This is a genomic window from Mesorhizobium calcicola (assembly GCF_042682105.1).
GTDB lineage: Bacteria > Pseudomonadota > Alphaproteobacteria > Rhizobiales > Rhizobiaceae > Mesorhizobium > Mesorhizobium calcicola.
The window spans coordinates 162,222-178,310 of the sequence record NZ_JBHUGY010000003.1; the positions used below are offsets into that span (position 1 = coordinate 162,222).

The 16,089-nt window shown below is 59.3% G+C and carries 11 protein-coding genes and 4 pseudogenes; 8 read left to right on the forward strand and 7 right to left on the reverse strand.

Annotated elements, in window-relative coordinates; translation table 11 throughout:
* Nucleotides 1-31 precede the first annotated feature (31 nt).
* Genes ACFSQT_RS02000 through istA form a run of 3 tightly spaced genes read right to left on the reverse strand, consistent with a single transcriptional unit; the run spans nucleotide 32 to nucleotide 2,542 of the window.
* Nucleotides 32-280, reverse strand: a complete 249-nt coding sequence (locus tag ACFSQT_RS02000) for a hypothetical protein (protein ID WP_379016670.1) — start codon at nucleotides 278-280, stop codon at nucleotides 32-34.
* A complete protein-coding gene (gene istB, locus ACFSQT_RS02005; protein WP_095090157.1) occupies nucleotides 277-1,050 on the reverse strand; it encodes an IS21-like element helper ATPase IstB in 774 nt (257 codons plus the stop codon). Before istB ends, ACFSQT_RS02000 begins: the two co-directional genes overlap by 4 nt.
* Nucleotides 1,043-2,542: an IS21 family transposase gene (gene istA, locus ACFSQT_RS02010; protein WP_379016669.1), complete on the reverse strand. Its 1,500-nt coding sequence runs from the start codon at nucleotides 2,540-2,542 to the stop codon at nucleotides 1,043-1,045. Before istA ends, istB begins: the two co-directional genes overlap by 8 nt.
* A gap of 217 nt (nucleotides 2,543-2,759) precedes the next feature.
* Here istA and ACFSQT_RS02015 point away from each other — a divergent pair, with 217 nt between their 5' ends.
* Nucleotides 2,760-2,948 (forward strand): hypothetical protein, encoded by a 189-nt coding sequence (locus ACFSQT_RS02015; RefSeq protein ID WP_095090369.1) that lies wholly within the window; start codon nucleotides 2,760-2,762, stop codon nucleotides 2,946-2,948.
* Nucleotides 2,949-3,374: 426 nt separating this feature from the next.
* Here ACFSQT_RS02015 and ACFSQT_RS02020 read toward each other — a convergent pair.
* Both ACFSQT_RS02020 and ACFSQT_RS02025 read right to left on the reverse strand, forming a co-directional pair.
* Nucleotides 3,375-3,698: pseudogene (locus ACFSQT_RS02020) on the reverse strand (IS6 family transposase); the annotation flags it as partial.
* Nucleotides 3,699-3,734: 36 nt separating this feature from the next.
* Nucleotides 3,735-4,094, reverse strand: a complete 360-nt coding sequence (locus ACFSQT_RS02025) for a hypothetical protein (RefSeq protein ID WP_379016783.1) — start codon at nucleotides 4,092-4,094, stop codon at nucleotides 3,735-3,737.
* Nucleotides 4,095-4,133: 39 nt separating this feature from the next.
* Between ACFSQT_RS02025 and ACFSQT_RS02030 the strand changes: the two genes are divergently transcribed.
* From ACFSQT_RS02030 to ACFSQT_RS02050, 5 genes and pseudogenes are all read left to right on the forward strand, one after another.
* Nucleotides 4,134-5,432: a serine hydrolase domain-containing protein gene (locus ACFSQT_RS02030; protein ID WP_379016784.1), complete on the forward strand. Its 1,299-nt coding sequence runs from the start codon at nucleotides 4,134-4,136 to the stop codon at nucleotides 5,430-5,432.
* A gap of 280 nt (nucleotides 5,433-5,712) precedes the next feature.
* Nucleotides 5,713-5,961: pseudogene (locus tag ACFSQT_RS02035) on the forward strand (IS6 family transposase); the annotation flags it as partial.
* A gap of 532 nt (nucleotides 5,962-6,493) precedes the next feature.
* Complete coding sequence (gene ltrA / locus ACFSQT_RS02040; protein WP_379016682.1) at nucleotides 6,494-7,753, forward strand: group II intron reverse transcriptase/maturase; 1,260 nt, start codon at nucleotides 6,494-6,496, stop codon at nucleotides 7,751-7,753.
* Between the two features lie 62 nt (nucleotides 7,754-7,815).
* Nucleotides 7,816-8,254: pseudogene (locus tag ACFSQT_RS02045) on the forward strand (IS6 family transposase); the annotation flags it as partial.
* A gap of 329 nt (nucleotides 8,255-8,583) precedes the next feature.
* Nucleotides 8,584-8,967 carry a RidA family protein gene (locus tag ACFSQT_RS02050; protein ID WP_379016786.1) on the forward strand — a complete coding sequence of 128 codons (384 nt, stop codon included), beginning with the start codon at nucleotides 8,584-8,586 and terminating at the stop codon, nucleotides 8,965-8,967.
* 55 nt (nucleotides 8,968-9,022) lie between these two features.
* Here ACFSQT_RS02050 and ACFSQT_RS02055 read toward each other — a convergent pair.
* Nucleotides 9,023-9,704: pseudogene (locus ACFSQT_RS02055) on the reverse strand (IS6 family transposase).
* Between the two features lie 41 nt (nucleotides 9,705-9,745).
* On the opposite strand from ACFSQT_RS02055, the gene ACFSQT_RS02060 reads away from it, so the two are divergent.
* Nucleotides 9,746-11,869: a DGQHR domain-containing protein gene (locus ACFSQT_RS02060; protein WP_379016788.1), complete on the forward strand. Its 2,124-nt coding sequence runs from the start codon at nucleotides 9,746-9,748 to the stop codon at nucleotides 11,867-11,869.
* Nucleotides 11,870-11,920: 51 nt separating this feature from the next.
* Here ACFSQT_RS02060 and ACFSQT_RS02065 read toward each other — a convergent pair whose 3' ends face one another.
* Nucleotides 11,921-14,029, reverse strand: coding sequence for a helix-turn-helix domain-containing protein (locus ACFSQT_RS02065; protein ID WP_379016789.1), 2,109 nt, complete (start codon nucleotides 14,027-14,029; stop codon nucleotides 11,921-11,923).
* A 176-nt stretch (nucleotides 14,030-14,205) separates the two neighbouring features.
* Between ACFSQT_RS02065 and ACFSQT_RS02070 the strand changes: the two genes are divergently transcribed.
* Nucleotides 14,206-16,038 (forward strand): HipA domain-containing protein, encoded by a 1,833-nt coding sequence (locus tag ACFSQT_RS02070; protein ID WP_379016790.1) that lies wholly within the window; start codon nucleotides 14,206-14,208, stop codon nucleotides 16,036-16,038.
* Nucleotides 16,039-16,089 lie beyond the last annotated feature (51 nt).

Sequence of the window (16,089 nt, forward strand, 5' to 3'; positions counted from 1 at the left end):
AAAGCGGCCCGATGGGGCCGCTTTGTATTTTTTACCAGGAGGGATCGAGAGGATGGGGCTTTTGCCGTGTCTGCTCGTCGCTGGAAGGGTGCTGATCGTCAGGGGCTTGTTGGTGACGGACAAACTGCTGGATGTGGGGAGCGTAACGGCTCCAGATGCAGTCTCGCAGATCGTCGAGGAGTTCGAAGACGGCGGCTGCTTGCTCGGGTGTCCATTCGGCATTGACGATGAACTGGATTCCACGCCCGAGACCGGACGGCTGATGAGGATTTCCGGTCATGCTGCAGGCTCCTTTTCGTCAGCGGGGTGGCTGGTGCGTTGTTGACGCTGCGCCTTCGAGCGCTCGGAGGCTTCCTTGAAGCGGTAAGAATCGCCTTCGATGGGAATGACCTCACAATGGTGCAAAAGGCGATCGACCAGACTGACGACGCAGGCGGCATTGGGGAAGACCTCCGACCATTGCGCGAAGGGCTTGTTGGTGGTGACGATGGTCGAGCGTTTCTCGTATCGGCGGCTGATGAGATCGAACAGCAGATCGGCATGACGGTTGGAATAGGAGAGATATCCGACCTCGTCGATGACCAGGATATCGGGCGCCGCATAGTACTGCAGCTTTCGGCGGAGCATGGAATCGCTGTCGATGGCGGCGAGCTCGCCGAGCATTTCGCTGGCGGTGCGGAAGAGGACCGAATGGCCGGCGACCAGCGCCTGGTAGGCGACGTTAAGAGCGAGCGTGGACTTGCCGACGCCGTTAGGGCCGATAAGGACGATGTTGGCGGCCTCCTTGACGAAGGACAGCGTCATCAGTTCCTCGATGGCGGCGCGATCGATACGACGCGGCCATTTCCAGTCGTAATCGGCCAGTTGCCTGAAGTGGCCAAGCCTGGCGGCGCGCATGCGTCGCCGCAATGAGCGGTCGGAGCGCTCTTCTTCCTCCCATTGAAGCACGGCGGCCAGCCACGGCGCGTCGGCGATTTCGTCCCAGTGGGCGATCAGGCCATTGAGGCGCAGCGCCCTGGCGCGGTTGAACAGGATGCCGGGATTATTCATCGTCGTTGCCTGCGGAAGTGAGTTGATCGTAACGGTCGAGCTTGTGGGGCTGTACGACCGTATCCTTTTTGCGGACATGCTCCGGCAGCCTTGTTTCGACCGGCGGTGGAGCGCCACGCGCGATCCGGCGGCGTTCGAGCGCGACGTGAACCGATCTCGAATGAGAGGCCGCGGCCTGCAAGGCATCTTCGACGGCGGCCTGGAGTTCGGTGGCGCCGTAGAGGTCGAGCAGTTTGAGCATGGCATTGGTGATCGCGCCGATATTGGCGCCGCGCTCGGCGGCGTGGATCATCAGTTTCTGGCAGGCCGGCACGGCGCGCGTCAAACTGTTGAGGCCCCGATGCTGGCGCGCTTCGCGCTTGACGGCGACGAGCGCCTTGAGGTGCCGGGGGTCTTCGATCTGCTGGCCCCGGTCGTAGCTGCGGCGGTGGCTGGCGATCATCGTGGCGGCATCGAATATCCGGACCTGGGCGAGATCGGCGCGCACGGTGAGCGTGCGCCGGACATGAGTATGGGGAACCGAGTAATCGTTCAGGTCGAAGCGGACATAGGGTGTCTTTCCGACCTTCGCGGCGATCTGCTCCTCGATGGGGTACGGGTTGGTGGGCAATGGCAGAAGCATGGGCTGCTCCTGCGCAAACACCTGACGAACCGTCATCGTCCGGTCCTCGGGGCATGGCCGGTCGGCGGCCTGGTTGCGGCACCATTGTTCGGCCTGGGCATTCAGATCGTCGAGGTCCTTGAACTTGCGGGCGATGAAGAAGGCTTCCCGGATGTGGCGAATGGCGCGCTCGACGCGGCCCTTTTCGTTGCCCCGCGCCACGGCGACGGGACGGGGCTCGAAGCGATAATGGCCCGCGAAGGCCAGAAGTGTCGGATGGAACCGGATGGCATCGCCGTGACGCTCAAGCACAGCGCTCTTAAGGTTGTCATAGAGCAGCACCCTGGGCAAACCATTCCAGGCGTTGAACGCACCGGCGTGGCCGCGCAGGAAGTTTTCCATGCGGGCATCAAGAAAGAAGCGCAGATAGATGTCGCGCGAGTAGGACAACACCATGACGAAGGCCATCAGCGGGCGGCGAGCCTTGCCGATTTCGATGTGACCAAAATGCGCCCAGTCGACCTGGCCTTGCTCGCCCGGCAGGGTGCGCAGACGCAGGAACGCTTCCGCAGCCTTGCGCGGACGGTGGAGCGCGATCATATGCCGGAAGTGGGAGGACGAGCCCTTGTAGCCGCGCTCCTGCACCATCCCGTACAGGCGGCTGGCGGTCAGGTCTGGATATGTCTCAAGCGTCCGCTGGACGAACGGCAGATACTGGTCGACCTCGGCGGGACGTATCACCGGCCTGTGGCGGGGCAGACCGGCCTCCTTCAGAACCCGGAAGACCGTCGTATGGTGGCAATGCAATTGCGTTGCGATCGTTCCACAGCGCCACCTCTCAACGTGGTACAGGCGCAGGATCATCGCTTCCTTCTCGGCGGATATGGTCATCGGTTGGGTCTCCATAGTCGTGTTGACGGACATAGGCCCCTCGGCGACGCACGAAGCCGCCGCGAAAGAACGGCGGCAGCCGACAACTGCAGCGCCGGCAGCACGGAGCCGGAGGGATCGATGGCACCGCTTCAGCGGTGACGTCGTCCAGTGCGACGGTGCCGTCGATCAGGGGCGCGTTCAGTCGTGAACCATCCGGCAGACAAGGTGCAGACTGATGCGTCACGTTGTTTTTGCAGCGCTGGCGATATCGGCGGGAGCGGTCGGCGTGGGCAAAGCGGCCCCGGCGGGTGTTCTGGTAGCGCAGCCCCGCCGCACGCAGACTGTCACGGCGGGCTTCATGGGCGCAGTCAGAACCACAGAAGCGCTGACCCCGATCGCAATGCCGGCAAAGCAAGACCTGTGAGCGGCACCGTGCGCAGAGAAAGAAACGACCGGTTTGCATTGCGGCGGCGAACCTCTCGGAACGCCGTCGGGATTGCGGGGAAAAGCTCGACGGAATGCGCCAATGCCATTATGCTGGCGCATACCGTGAACCAGTCGGCATCAGTGCCCGGGGACCTGCAAGTCCCCTCACACGGGCCGTTGGGATAGGACATCGAGTTTACGTGGTAGTGGGTCGATGTCTGATTGCGGCGCTCCGCACATGTAGCATGCGCGGACGCAGCGCGGGATGCGCCTCAGTCGCCCTCCGGGCTCCTGTCGGCGCATCCCGCGCTCTCATCCCCAACCAAATCAGATCATCAGCGTCATTCAGCACCACTCCGAGCCGAATTCCGCATCAATTCCCTCTCGGCGCCATCTATACGCGGTTCTCAACCGCCATCGACAGGACGATCTCATCAATTACACAGCCGTCCTGATCGACCGCCCGCCACAACCAGTGCTGTCTGCCGGCGATGGTGATGACCACCTCGTCCAGGTGCCAGATGTCGTTCCGGCTGGGCTGCTTGCGGTGAAGGCGACGCGCGTAGTCGGGCCCGAATTTCTTTCCCCACCGGCGGATCGTCTCGTAGGAAACGACAATGCCGCGCGCCAGCAGCATTTCCTCGACCAAGCGCAGGCCCAGCGGAAACCGAAAATAGAGCCACACCGCATGGGCGATGACCTCAGGCGGGAAACGATGGCGCTTGTAGTTGATGGCAGACGCGTTCATGCCAGTGCGTCTATCGCCGCGATACCTGACAAGCAGTTACCGTGACATCGCCCTCGCGTCTTGTGAGTGAATAGATCCGTTAAAATCGGCTACGGCATTCGCGCTATGAACGTCCCCCGGCATGGGCCGGCGGATGATGCCCCTGGAATCGGGATCACGTCGCTTAGCTCTGGCACGGAGTTTCATTTCAAACTGCGCCAGGCTTTGTTGTCTACATTGCGGCAACCAATGCAGATTGGCTCGAACTGTTCGCTCCATCACGCTACCAATGACTGTCTTCAAACCTGCGGCATCCGCGCAATTTTCAGAAGAGGGTTTATGAGCCACCGCATCCTCACCGGCCACATCAGCCAGGAGACAAACAGCTTCAATAAGATCCCAACCACGCTCGAGCATTTCGGGCCTCGGGATTGCTGCGGGACGACGATGTAGGATATGAGAGGTATCGACATGTTTAATCCAGCAACGCCGGTCAAGACGCAGTCTGCCAACACGCGCGAATTCAAAGGACGCTGCTATCTGGACGGCCGGACATCCGACCCTTCAGAACAGGGGTGGATGTGTGGATCGCCGCCACCAGTTGAGAAGCGCGTTACGTTTGAGAGTGACAATTTTCTAGAGTTTCCGCAGCTCAGATGGTCGCTCTCTCACATGCGCGAACTGTTGCCGACGGTGAACGTGTGGAGAGGGCGTGGAGGAGGATCACATTTCGAAAGCGAAGACAAAGCACCGGAAATCGACTCTCTCGAGTTCACCGACCTGGATGGATGTGAGCGTCGATTTGACGAGGCGCTCTATGAGACTTACACGGACGGGATCATCGTCATGCACCGGGGCCGGATAGTCTACGAACGCTACTTTGGCGCGCTTGAGCGGCATCTGCCGCATGCTTGCCACTCAGTCACCAAGTCATATGCGGGAACGCTTGCGGCTACACTCGTTCAGGAGGGTACACTCGAAGAGACAAAAACAGTGGGGTATTATCTACCTGAGCTGCGCGGAACCGCGTTCGAGGACGCAACTTTTCGCCAGGTCATGGATATGCGGAGTGGCGTGTCTTTCACTGTCGATTACGACGATCCGTACTCGGGCATTTGGGAATTTTCCCGGGCTTGCGGTTGGCGTCCCCGGACCAAAGATTTGGATGGGCCCCGCACGATTTCCGACTACTTGCGCACTATGTCTTGCGAGGGTGGACACGGCGAAGCGTTCGCCTACAAGATCGTAGATACCGAGGTGATGTCCTGGGTAATGGCGCGTGTAACCGGTCAATCCTTCGCGCAAATCCTTGAGGAGCGCATCTGGAGGCCGATTGGCTGCGAGGAGGATGGCTACCTTTTCGTTGACCCCGCCGGAATGACAGTCTCTGGTGCCGGGTTGTCGTGCACGTTGCGCGACCTCGCCCGTTTTGGCGAACTGATAAGACGAGAAGGTGATTGGAATGGAAAGCAATTGATACCAGCAACGGCCGTACACGACATACGAAGTGGCGGCTATTCGAAGTCCGACGTGAGCCACCCGCGTGAGTTGTCGTACCGCAGTCAATGGTGGGTGACAAACAACGAAGTGGACAGTTTCGAAGCTCGAGGACTACAGGGCCAGCGACTGCACATTGCGCCCAAAGCAGAAATGGTGGTCGCGCGTTTTGCGTCGCATCCAATCGGTGAGAGCTCGGCTAACGAGCCGATCACCGGGCCGCAGATACTGGCCCTGGCGCGAACATTGTGCGGTTAGCGCCCGAATAACGGGATCGAGCCGTTCTGTCTGTCAAATATGTGAACCGTGCATGCATGGTGGGTTCCTGAGCTTGCTGGCGGAGTGCTGGGTCATTACGATTCCGCCATAAGCCCACAACGACCAAGTTCTGATTTCCACTTGGCTGCATAGTTGAGGGCAATGCTGAGAAACCGACCATTGATCTTATTCCAATGATCGAGAGTGATCCTAACCTTGTGCTCCAAGGGCGATGTCACGGTAACTGCTTGTCAGGTATCGCGGCGATAGACGCACTGGCATGAACGCGTCTGCCATCAACTACAAGCGCCATCGTTTCCCGCCTGAGGTCATCGCCCATGCGGTGTGGCTCTATTTTCGGTTTCCGCTGAGCCTGCGCTTGGTCGAGGAAATGCTGCTGGCGCGCGGCATTGTCGTTTCCTACGAGACGATCCGCCGGTGGGGAAAGAAATTCGGGCCCGACTACGCGCGTCGCCTTCACCGCAAGCAGCCCAGCCGGAACGACATCTGGCACCTGGACGAGGGTGTGCCGCGAGGCGCCCGCAGTAATGTGGGAGCCGAGCTGCACGGAAGATGAGGGTAAGGCCCCTCGAAGCCGACCGTCAGGGGTAGGCTTCAAACCACTGCAAGCTGCGACGGTAAAGAGCCGTGGTGGTGAGCGTTGCAGAAAAGGCGGGCTTTAGTCCGTCAGGTGAGGTTTAGAGAGACGAGCGCAAGCGAACCGCTGATGACGTGTCGAAAAGTGCAAGATGATGTCGAAACCGGGAGGAATTCGTTAGCCCGGGACGAGTCTGGGGGGCGACCTGATTTCTGCCCAGGCGACATCCGGCATGAAGGCGGCGTGACTCTTAACCAGGCTTTCGTGTGGAACGCGGGAACCTGTCGCCCCGATGTCAAGGGAGAAACCCAAGCAGGCGGCCCCTGCGAGGGTGAGATTACCGAAGCGGGGCACAGGGGCGGAGCAGCCCGTAGTAGTGCTGAAGGTCCTGTAATGGGGCTGGAGCGAAGGGGATGCGTTGTTCAGCTCTGGAGCGAGGACAACCGGCGACGGGAGGATCCTCGTGGATAGAGCAAAGTCGTATACGATCCCGAAAAGAGAGGTGTGGGAAGCATATAAGAGGGTTAGAGCCAACCAAGGAGCGGCTGGTATTGACGGCCAGACGATTGCGGACTTTGAGGCTGATCTTACGAACAACCTGTACAAGCTCTGGAATCGGCTGGCGTCGGGCAGCTACTTTCCGCCGCCGGTGCGGCGGGTCGACATACCCAAGAGCGATGGGAAGACGCGTCCGCTGGGCATACCCACGGTCGCCGATCGCATTGCGCAGATGGTGGTCAAACGCCGTCTGGAACCAACGGTGGAGCCTAAATTCCATCCGGATTCCTATGGATATCGGCCCGGCAAATCGGCGCTCGATGCGATCGGCGTGGCGCGACGGCGATGCTGGCGTTACGACTGGGTTCTTGATCTTGATATCAAGACCTTCTTCGATAGCATCGAACCGGACCTGCTGATGCGGGCTGTGCGCAAGCACACCGATTGCCCGTGGGCGCTTCTCTACATCGAGCGATGGCTGGAAGCGCCAGTGCAGATGCCGGACGGAAGTCTCGTCGCCAGAGAACGAGGAACGCCACAGGGCGGGGTGATCAGCCCCCTCTTGGCAAACCTCTTTCTTCACTACGCGTTTGACATGTGGATGTGTCGGAATTTCCCGGACATTCCGTTTGAACGCTATGCTGACGACGCGATCTGTCATTGCCGGACCGAGGACCAGGCGATGGCGCTTCGGCGAGCCTTGGACGCGCGTCTTACTGACTGCGGGCTGACGCTTCATCCTGACAAGACTAAAATTGTCTACTGCAGGGATGAAAGTCGGCGAGGTACTCACACGGTCCACAAGTTCGACTTTCTCGGCTACACGTTCAGGCCGAGACTGGTGAGCAAGAGGGCCGGGGGCATGGGTGTTTCATTCGGTCCTGCGGCCAGTCCGACGGCGCTCAAAGCGATCCGGGGCACTATTCGTAGTTGGTCCCTGCATCTGCGCAGTGACAAGGCTCTTGATGATCTGGCGCGGATGTTCAACTCGTACATTCGCGGCTGGATCAACTATTATGGACGGTTCTGTCCTTCGGCTCTCCAACCCACCCTTTGGAACATCGAACGATACTTGGCTCGATGGGCTTCGGGAAAGTACAAGTCCTTGCGGGGGCACAAGCGGAGATCCCGACATTGGCTTCTGCGCATCGCGCAACGCCAACCTCGGCTGTTCGCCCATTGGCCTCTGCTGCATGGATACGGCCGGACAATGGGAGCCGGATGATGCGAGAGTATCACGTCCGGTTCTGAGAGAGCGCGGGGGTGCAACTCCCCCGCGCCACTCGCCTGGTCATCACCATCGCCGGCAGACAGCACTGGTTGTGGCGGGCGGTCGATCAGGACGGCTGTGTAATTGATGAGATCGTCCAGAACCGGCGCAACACCAAGGCGGCAAAGCGATTGCTGATCCGGCTCCTCAGAAAGCAGGGTCTCACGCCGAAGCGGATGGTCACCGACAAGCTGCGTTCCTACGGCGCCGCACGCCGCCAGATCATGCCGAACGTCGAACATCCGCGCCGAGAATTCGCATGTGCCGTTGCGAAAGCGGGAGCGCATGATGCAGGGGTTCCGATCACCGGGATCGCTGCAACGTTTCGTCTCGATCTTCTCTGCCCTCAGAAATCTCTTCGTCCCACCTCGCATCAAACGCTCGGCAGCTGCCATTCACCTCCACCGCCTCCAGGCCATGGCGGCGTGGAAGACCATGACCGGAACGCTCGCCTGAATTCTGCAGCAGCGGCCTTAATCCGATCTATCTCAGATAACGTGACAAGCCCCAGTGCGTCTATCGCTGCGATACCTGACAAGCAGTTACCGTGACATCGCCCGGTAGACAGATAATTTCTACTGTGGCAGTGTTCCTAGAACAAAAGGAATTAATTCCAGCACATTCGAGCAACCTAGGTCGCCTCGACAGCGGGGCGGCCAAGGATTTCGCGTGTCAACGAACGGCTATTCGTCTTCAGGTGAAGATATGCCCTTCGGCTGACGGCGATCAGAACCACTGACGCGCATTCTGCGCACCCTGATTGTCAACCCCACAGGATATTGAGAATGTTTGAAGTCGTCGATACTGGCATCGCAGCCTCTTCGGCCCCCGTTTCGGGGACAGTGCGACGCGGTCCATTCGTTCTGACGGCCCAGATCCCCAAGGACCCCACCACGGGCAAGATCGTCGAAGGCGACATCACCGTTCAGACCCGTAGAACGCTCGAGAACCTGCGTACCGCCATCACCGCCGCCGGTGGAACGCTAGCCGATGTCCTGCGCGCCGAGGTCTTCCTGGTTGACGGCGGCGACGCAGCGGGCATGAACGCCGTCTGGCGCGAATTCTTCCGCGAGCCCTGGCCTTGCCGCGCCACCGTCGTCGTCAAGGAACTGCTTTCCCCGGGGATGCGGATCGAGCTCACCGCGACGGCGTGGCTGGAAAGCACCTGAGATGGGCTTGTCACGTTATCTGAGATAGATCGGATTAAGGCCGCTGCTGCAGAATTCAGGCGAGCGTTCCGGTCATGGTCTTCCACGCCGCCATGGCCTGGAGGCGGTGGAGGTGAATGGCAGCTGCCGAGCGTTTGATGCGAGGTGGGACGAAGAGATTTCTGAGGGCAGAGAAGATCGAGACGAAACGTTGCAGCGATCCCGGTGATCGGAACCCCTGCATCATGCGCTCCCGCTTTCGCAACGGCACATGCGAATTCTCGGCGCGGATGTTCGACGTTCGGCATGATCTGGCGGCGTGCGGCGCCGTAGGAACGCAGCTTGTCGGTGACCATCCGCTTCGGCGTGAGACCCTGCTTTCTGAGGAGCCGGATCAGCAATCGCTTTGCCGCCTTGGTGTTGCGCCGGTTCTGGACGATCTCATCAATTACACAGCCGTCCTGATCGACCGCCCGCCACAACCAGTGCTGTCTGCCGGCGATGGTGATGACCACCTCGTCCAGGTGCCAGATGTCGTTCCGGCTGGGCTGCTTGCGGTGAAGGCGACGCGCGTAGTCGGGCCCGAATTTCTTTCCCCACCGGCGGATCGTCTCGTAGGAAACGACAATGCCGCGCGCCAGCAGCATTTCCTCGACCAAGCGCAGGCTCAGCGGAAACCGAAAATAGAGCCACACCGCATGGGCGATGACCTCAGGCGGGAAACGATGGCGCTTGTAGTTGATGGCAGACGCGTTCATGCCAGTGCGTCTATCGCCGCGATACCTGACAAGCAGTTACCGTGACATCGCCCTTCAAGGCGCTAAACCCTGACCGAAGTTTTTACATCGTGGCGAAGGATGGCTCACGGCGGCAGCTCGATGTTTTCGCAAAGGACGATGAGACGGTTTTCGTCGTCGAATGCACGCATGCACAGGACACTGCGACCAAGTCCGTAAAGCAGTTGCTCGACAAAATTGGAGCGATCAGGGAAGACGTGGTCACCGCGGTGCATTCGACGTTTGGCCGAGATCCCAAGCTGAAAGTCAAAATCGCGATCGCAACACGAAACGTCGACATCCGCGCTGCCGATCGGCAACGTGCCGCGGCAGGGGGCGTACCGATTATCACAGAGGCCGACGTCGCGTATTTTTTCAAGCTAACCAGTATTCTGAAATCGGCAGCGCGATACCAATTTCTCGGTCGTTATTTGAAGGGCGAGAAAGTTGAGGGTTTGCGTACGCGCGTCCCCGCAACTCGTGGCAAGGTTGGTAACACGACCTTCTACAGTTTCCTTATGTCGCCCCACGACCTGTTGCGCATAGCCTACATCAGCCATATGGGAGCGACTTCCAACGAGGACCTCGAGACGTACCAGCGCATGGTGAAGCCTACGCGGCTCCGATCAATCGGCGCCTATCTCGATCGCGGCGGCACGTTCCCAACCAACATCGTCGTCAACGTTAAGCTCGATGGCCTGAATTTCAACATCCAGGAAACGTTCGGAGATACCGCGACTGGCACTCTCGATCTTCCCGGACAATATGGGTCCGCATGGGTCATCGATGGGCAGCATCGGCTCTATGGCTATGCGTATGCAGGCCGCGATGCCGATGAGGACCGGTCCGTCGTCTCCGTTCTGGCTTACCAGAACCTGCCGGTCCGGCAGGAAATAGAGATGTTCGTCGACATCAATACGCAGCAGGTCAAGGTTCAGCGCAATCTGGTGAATGAAATCATCTCGTCGCTCAACATCGACGACGAGGACCCCCGCAAACGGCTGGATGCGATGTGCGCGCGCATCGTGCTGAAGCTGGACGAGGAAAAGCAGTCACCGGTCCGGGACCGCATACTCACAGTCGGTCAGAAGAAGGACAATTTCCAGTGTCTGACCCTCACCTCTCTCGCGGATGGCATCGAGGGCAACAGTCTCCTCGGATCGGTTCACAAGTCGGGTGGCAAGAAGGGTAGTTTCAGGCTGATCCCGGGTCCGTTGGGTACGTTGTCAGATGACTCGGCTGCCATGATGAAAAAGGCGACCTCCACGTTATCAGGCTATTTCGCCATTTTTGCTGACGGCGTGCCGGAACACTGGGCACTGGGCGATGCCAAGGGCGGCTATCTGTGCACAAACCTGGGACTGAGGGCATTGCTTGTTCTTCTTCGCAAGCTCATCGTCTTCATCGAGCGCGACGGAACGCGGGTGGTGTCGCTGGAAGGCGACGATATCGTTGAGCTCGTCAGACCGCTGGCGCAACATGTAGTCAACTATTTCCATGACGCATCGCCGTCCGACGTCGCCCGCTTTCGCAACCGCGGCAGCTCGCTTGCCAGTGTCGATCAAAACGCCCTGCAGATGATGGCGATCATCCATACCGCTAATCCGTCATTCGATCTCCCCGAGGTCAAACGCTACCTGGAGAACCAGGATGCCGAAGGGACCCGGCAGGCACGCATCATGATCGATGAGATCAACCAGATTCTCTTCGACGATGTCCTGACCACGCTGAAGGCCAAGTATGGCGAGGAGAAAGATGCGTGGTGGCTATCCGGCGTGCCAAAGGCAATCCGGATTGAAGCCGACAAGAACTATAACAATGACAATGGCGAGCACGAGCGTTGGCGCTATCTGTACCTGATCGACTATCTCGGCATTGTGCTTCATGACAGCAATTGGGAGCTTTTCAAGGATCGCTACAATTTCTACGGCAAAGGTGCAAAGGCGACGCTTGTCCGATGGATCGGCAAAGTCAACAAGGCACGCACCGTCACGCACCACGCTGAAAAGGGCCCGTTGTCCAAGGACAAGGTCGAATATGTGAGGCGCGTGCATGAACTTGTGAAGCGCCACATCCTTGGCGGTGAGCCCGTCGATGGCCGTAAACAGCTGCTCTTCGATGAATCATCGGGTGACGGCGTCAACTAAAGTGAATTTCTTCGGGGGATCTGCACTGGATAACTGTATGAAGTTGGGCAGCTAGTCTCCGCCAGGCTCGCCGACAGGCTGAACTCTTGTCGCGCGCATGAGGGGTTCGAGCACCCATACGCTCCAGGCATCTTGAAGGCGCTCGCTAACCTTTGAGGCCGTCTGGTGCACGCCCTCGGTTGTTTCGAACCAGTTGCGCCATGCGGCCGTGATGTCGCGTTTGTAGCCGGCCCCTTGACCGTAGCGCTCCGCCGTCTGAGTCCAGATATCCGCGTCCGACAACAGTTCACCATAGGCGTCGCGGCCGATGGTGCGCGCAGCCGCCAGAAACTCCTGTCGGCTCTCACCTAGCCGTGCACGAAGTGCCCTCAGATTCTGGCCGATCGCTTCAAGATCTTCATACTTGCTTTCGAGATCCATCAGCTTGTGCTCGATACGTTGCACAAGAGCTTGCGAACGCAAATTGGCATCGACCCGGACCCCGGTACCCAAGATGTGATCAACCTGGAAATTCTCCCAATCACCGCGACGGTAGATGGAAGCAGCAATTGAACTGTGATGGCCAATCGCAAGCTGGTCGATGAGGTTCTGGTAGGCGGGGCGCACCGTTTCTGGAAGGTCGCCAACCGCGTGCAGGACGCGCGCCAGATCCTGCTCGATTTCCCGACGTGCTTCGGTTGTGCGAACGACATCGACATTCTCGATCAAGTTTCGAACGCCGTCCGCCGCAATCACGCCTCGAGAGGCATAAGCAGCCCGCATGCGGGCGATTTGACCGCGAAGAGCCGTCCAGACCTTGCCGGCGTCGTCGTTTTTTGCATCAAAGAAGTAAACCGGCGTCGGCGGTAGGCCGGCATTGGCCAGAGCCTGCTCAATCTCCTTGCGCCGAAGGCTGTAGCCCTGCTGACGGGAGATTACAGGGCCGTCAAGGCCCGGCATCTCAAGTGCTTCGTCGCCGCGCGGCAAGACAAGGATGCACTGCCGATGGCGCTCAGCCGCATCGGATGCCGCGTCTTGCGATTCTTGAAGATGGCGTTGGACGGTCGTATTCGGGGCATCTGCAAATTTGGTGCAGAGTACCAGGAGAGTCCGAGAATCCTCTGCGTACATGGTGATATCAGGGCGCTGCGTTACGCCTTCGACGCCGCGAGTATCGATGACGGATAGCGTCTGACCATCAGCACTAAGATTGTTCGACGGCATGAGGACGGTGATGCGTCGAGGGATACTGAAGCGCGGCTCCGCACCGTTATTGATCGCCGATACCAGATTTGACACCCAAAGCAGGCCATCCTCTCGCCCCTCTGGAAGAATGATCTGACGTTCCTTTCGAGCGGCCAGATTCATTCCAACCACAATTCGATCGGTAACCTCGTCGATGCCGAGGCCCTCTTTCAGAAGGTCAACGATTGGGTCCTTAGTGATCGCCTCATCGTTTTCCATGTGACTGACCGGTTTCATGCCAGCCATATTGCGGATCAGACGGCCTAGTTCGGCTGATAGCCCGCCGCCACTCGCACCAGGCGCGAGACTGGCGACGAATTGTTTCGTCAGTCGAACAACCTCCTCCTCCGTGACGGTATCGACGAGAACACCAAATGTAGGTGCGACACGTATGGCTGTTTCGCAGACCGTAGTGCGTCCAGGCCCTACCGGGAATGCAGGCCGGCGTCCGCTGCGGCCATCGCCGACCAGGAGCCCAACAGCATAGGTGAGCGCCATGGTCTTTCCGACGCCGATGTCCCCTACCCATGCCATAATGTGGTCACGACGGTCTAGATAGGCTTCCGTTATCTGAAGTTCATTCCGAAGCAGATCGATCGGTCCGCGCAGGATCGGGTCCGTCATTTCCCCCTGGAAGGCGAGGAGATCTCGGGCGGCCCTATCGATAGTCCAAAGCGCCTCTCGGTCGGGATGCAGGAAGGACGGTGGCTTTGCGCGCAACCAGTTTCGCGCATAGTGTTCGCTCACCTCGGCTGCGGTCTGGGTGCCGATTGCGGCCAGGTAACGTTCGGCGATTTCCGGCTCGACCTCGTCTGCTTTCTCCAATTTGGAGAGCACGCTTGGAACAGTGCCCATCCCACGTGCGAGAGCTGCCTGGCTCATGCCACTGGCGTCTCTAACATATTTGAGCACGTCGGCGGGAATGGAATGGAGCATGGTGTTGGTTCTCTTTTCCACTCTTTTATGACACAAATCGCGAATATTCGCAAACTGCCTCGTCAATAGAGGAGATTGTACGTGATAATAGGCCTTTGAGGGCTTGCCGGGAACATTCTCGCTGACAGACGGGCGAATCCGATATAACTTTCGCGCATCTGAAAAACGGGAAAGTCATGCCGCTCCATCTCGTCGGTGAAAATCTCGACAGGCACCGAGCCTATGTGGCTGCGCAGGCTGGCACGCTCGTGAGCTTGCTGCGCGGCGTCTATGTGGACGCCAACGACGACGCAAACAAGACGGTAATGGACCATGCAGTCCGCATCGCAGCCTACCTTTATCCCCACGCCTTTTTGTCGGGCCCGAGTGCGTTCCAGCTCGCGCCTACAGTTGACGGCCGCCTCTTCCTAAGTGGGCGTCGCAACCAGCGAAGCCGAATCCGGGACCTCGAAATCATACAGAACCAGGCGCCTGACAACCCCTCGACGGTACCGGTCATCGTTGGCGACGACATGGGCGAGTTCCATATCACCGCCTCATCACCCGGCCAGCGTTTTCTGGAAGCTTTCCGTCTACGAAGCGAACATGCAAGTGCAATCGACCCTGCTATGCGCCGAAGCATGGCAGACCGGTTGATCGAAGAGTATGGGAATGCAAGCTCTGCGGCCGATGCCATTTGGGCTCTGGCGCGCGCCAACAGATGGACTCGCGAGGCCGAAGCCGCAGAAGCCTTTCTCAACGCGGCTCGACCGGTCCAGGCACCCATCAACAGGGCGCAAATTGATCTCGTCGTAGCTTGGCACGGGGAACCTGTCGGCCGACTGAGCCATGATGGTGTGGAATGGCGCTGGACGGCGGCCGCGGGTCGACAGCCGCCATTGATCCGCCCGACACGCCCAGGCAGCCTACCCCCTTTTATCGAATCGCTGCTTCCGGAAGGCTGGCTAGCACACGTTCTCGATGATCGCGATGAACGGGAAACTCTCCGGACGAGCCGTCGCTACATCTCCAACATAACGATCGTCGACGGTTCCGTCGACTTGGCAACTGTTCCGCAGGATGTTCTGCAAGGGCGTCTTGCTCACTTCCAGGCTGGCGGACTCTTCACTGGCCAATACAAAGGGCCGACCCGACGTTCCCTCGAGGATACCTTCCAGGATAACCTTGCGCGCCTGTTCGCGGACGCAAACACACCGCGGCTGTCCGGCGTCCAGATCAAGGCGCCGATGTGCCTCAGGCAGGACGGTGATCTGGTTCCAGCAATCACCGATCCTTTCACCCATATCCTGAAGCCTGCCGGGACGAGCGGTTTCGACGACCTGCCCATCGTGGAATGGATCTGTCTGATGCTGGCGCGCGAGGCCGCGTTCGATGTTCCGGAGGCGGTCCTCGTGCGCATGCCCGACCAGATGCCACCTGCCCTACTGATCGAACGGTTCGACATTCGCCGTTCCCACAACGACATCCATCGACTTGCAGTTGAGGATTTCTGCTCGATCCTCGAGCTCCCGGCGGCCCGCAAATACGATGGCACCATGGAGCGAATGGCGCGCGGCCTGCGCCCCTTGTCCACCGATCCCGTTGCCGACATAGAAATCCTGTTCCAACGTGCTGTCTTCGCTTGGCTGATCGCTGATGGCGACATGCATCTGAAGAACTTGGCACTGCTCAAAATTGCCGAAGACGGCGCCGATGGCTTCACGCAAGTCCGGTTCGCCCCCGTCTACGATGCGGTAACCACGCGGCTGTTCCCGGGCCTCCAACACGACCGGATGGCGTTAAAGCTCAATGGCAAGGACGACCGTTTGACCCCCGATGATTTTCTCGCGCTTGCGCGGACGATCGAACTGCCGGTTTCCCGTGCTGCGCAACTGATGGCAAACTGCGCTCGACGGACCTTCGACTCGGCTCCCCATGTTGCTATACCTCTGGAGGCGGCTCCGAACGGAGATCTTATTCGGGATCGTATTGTCGCAATCGTGCAGCATCGCGCCCAACCTTTTCTCTGATCGAATCGGTGCCTTAGCCTCGACCCAAAAACATTGCTCCGCACTGAGCGC

Coding starts and splice junctions, on each gene's coding strand:
- ACFSQT_RS02000 (WP_379016670.1), bottom strand. CDS start 280: ATGACCGGAAATCCTCATCAGCCGTCCGGTCTCGGGCGTGGAATCCAG.
- istB (WP_095090157.1), bottom strand. CDS start 1,050: ATGAATAATCCCGGCATCCTGTTCAACCGCGCCAGGGCGCTGCGCCTC.
- istA (WP_379016669.1), bottom strand. CDS start 2,542: ATGACCATATCCGCCGAGAAGGAAGCGATGATCCTGCGCCTGTACCAC.
- ACFSQT_RS02015 (WP_095090369.1), top strand. CDS start 2,760: ATGCGTCACGTTGTTTTTGCAGCGCTGGCGATATCGGCGGGAGCGGTC.
- ACFSQT_RS02025 (WP_379016783.1), bottom strand. CDS start 4,094: ATGCTCGAGCGTGGTTGGGATCTTATTGAAGCTGTTTGTCTCCTGGCT.
- ACFSQT_RS02030 (WP_379016784.1), top strand. CDS start 4,134: ATGAGAGGTATCGACATGTTTAATCCAGCAACGCCGGTCAAGACGCAG.
- ACFSQT_RS02050 (WP_379016786.1), top strand. CDS start 8,584: ATGTTTGAAGTCGTCGATACTGGCATCGCAGCCTCTTCGGCCCCCGTT.
- ACFSQT_RS02065 (WP_379016789.1), bottom strand. CDS start 14,029: ATGCTCCATTCCATTCCCGCCGACGTGCTCAAATATGTTAGAGACGCC.
- ACFSQT_RS02070 (WP_379016790.1), top strand. CDS start 14,206: ATGCCGCTCCATCTCGTCGGTGAAAATCTCGACAGGCACCGAGCCTAT.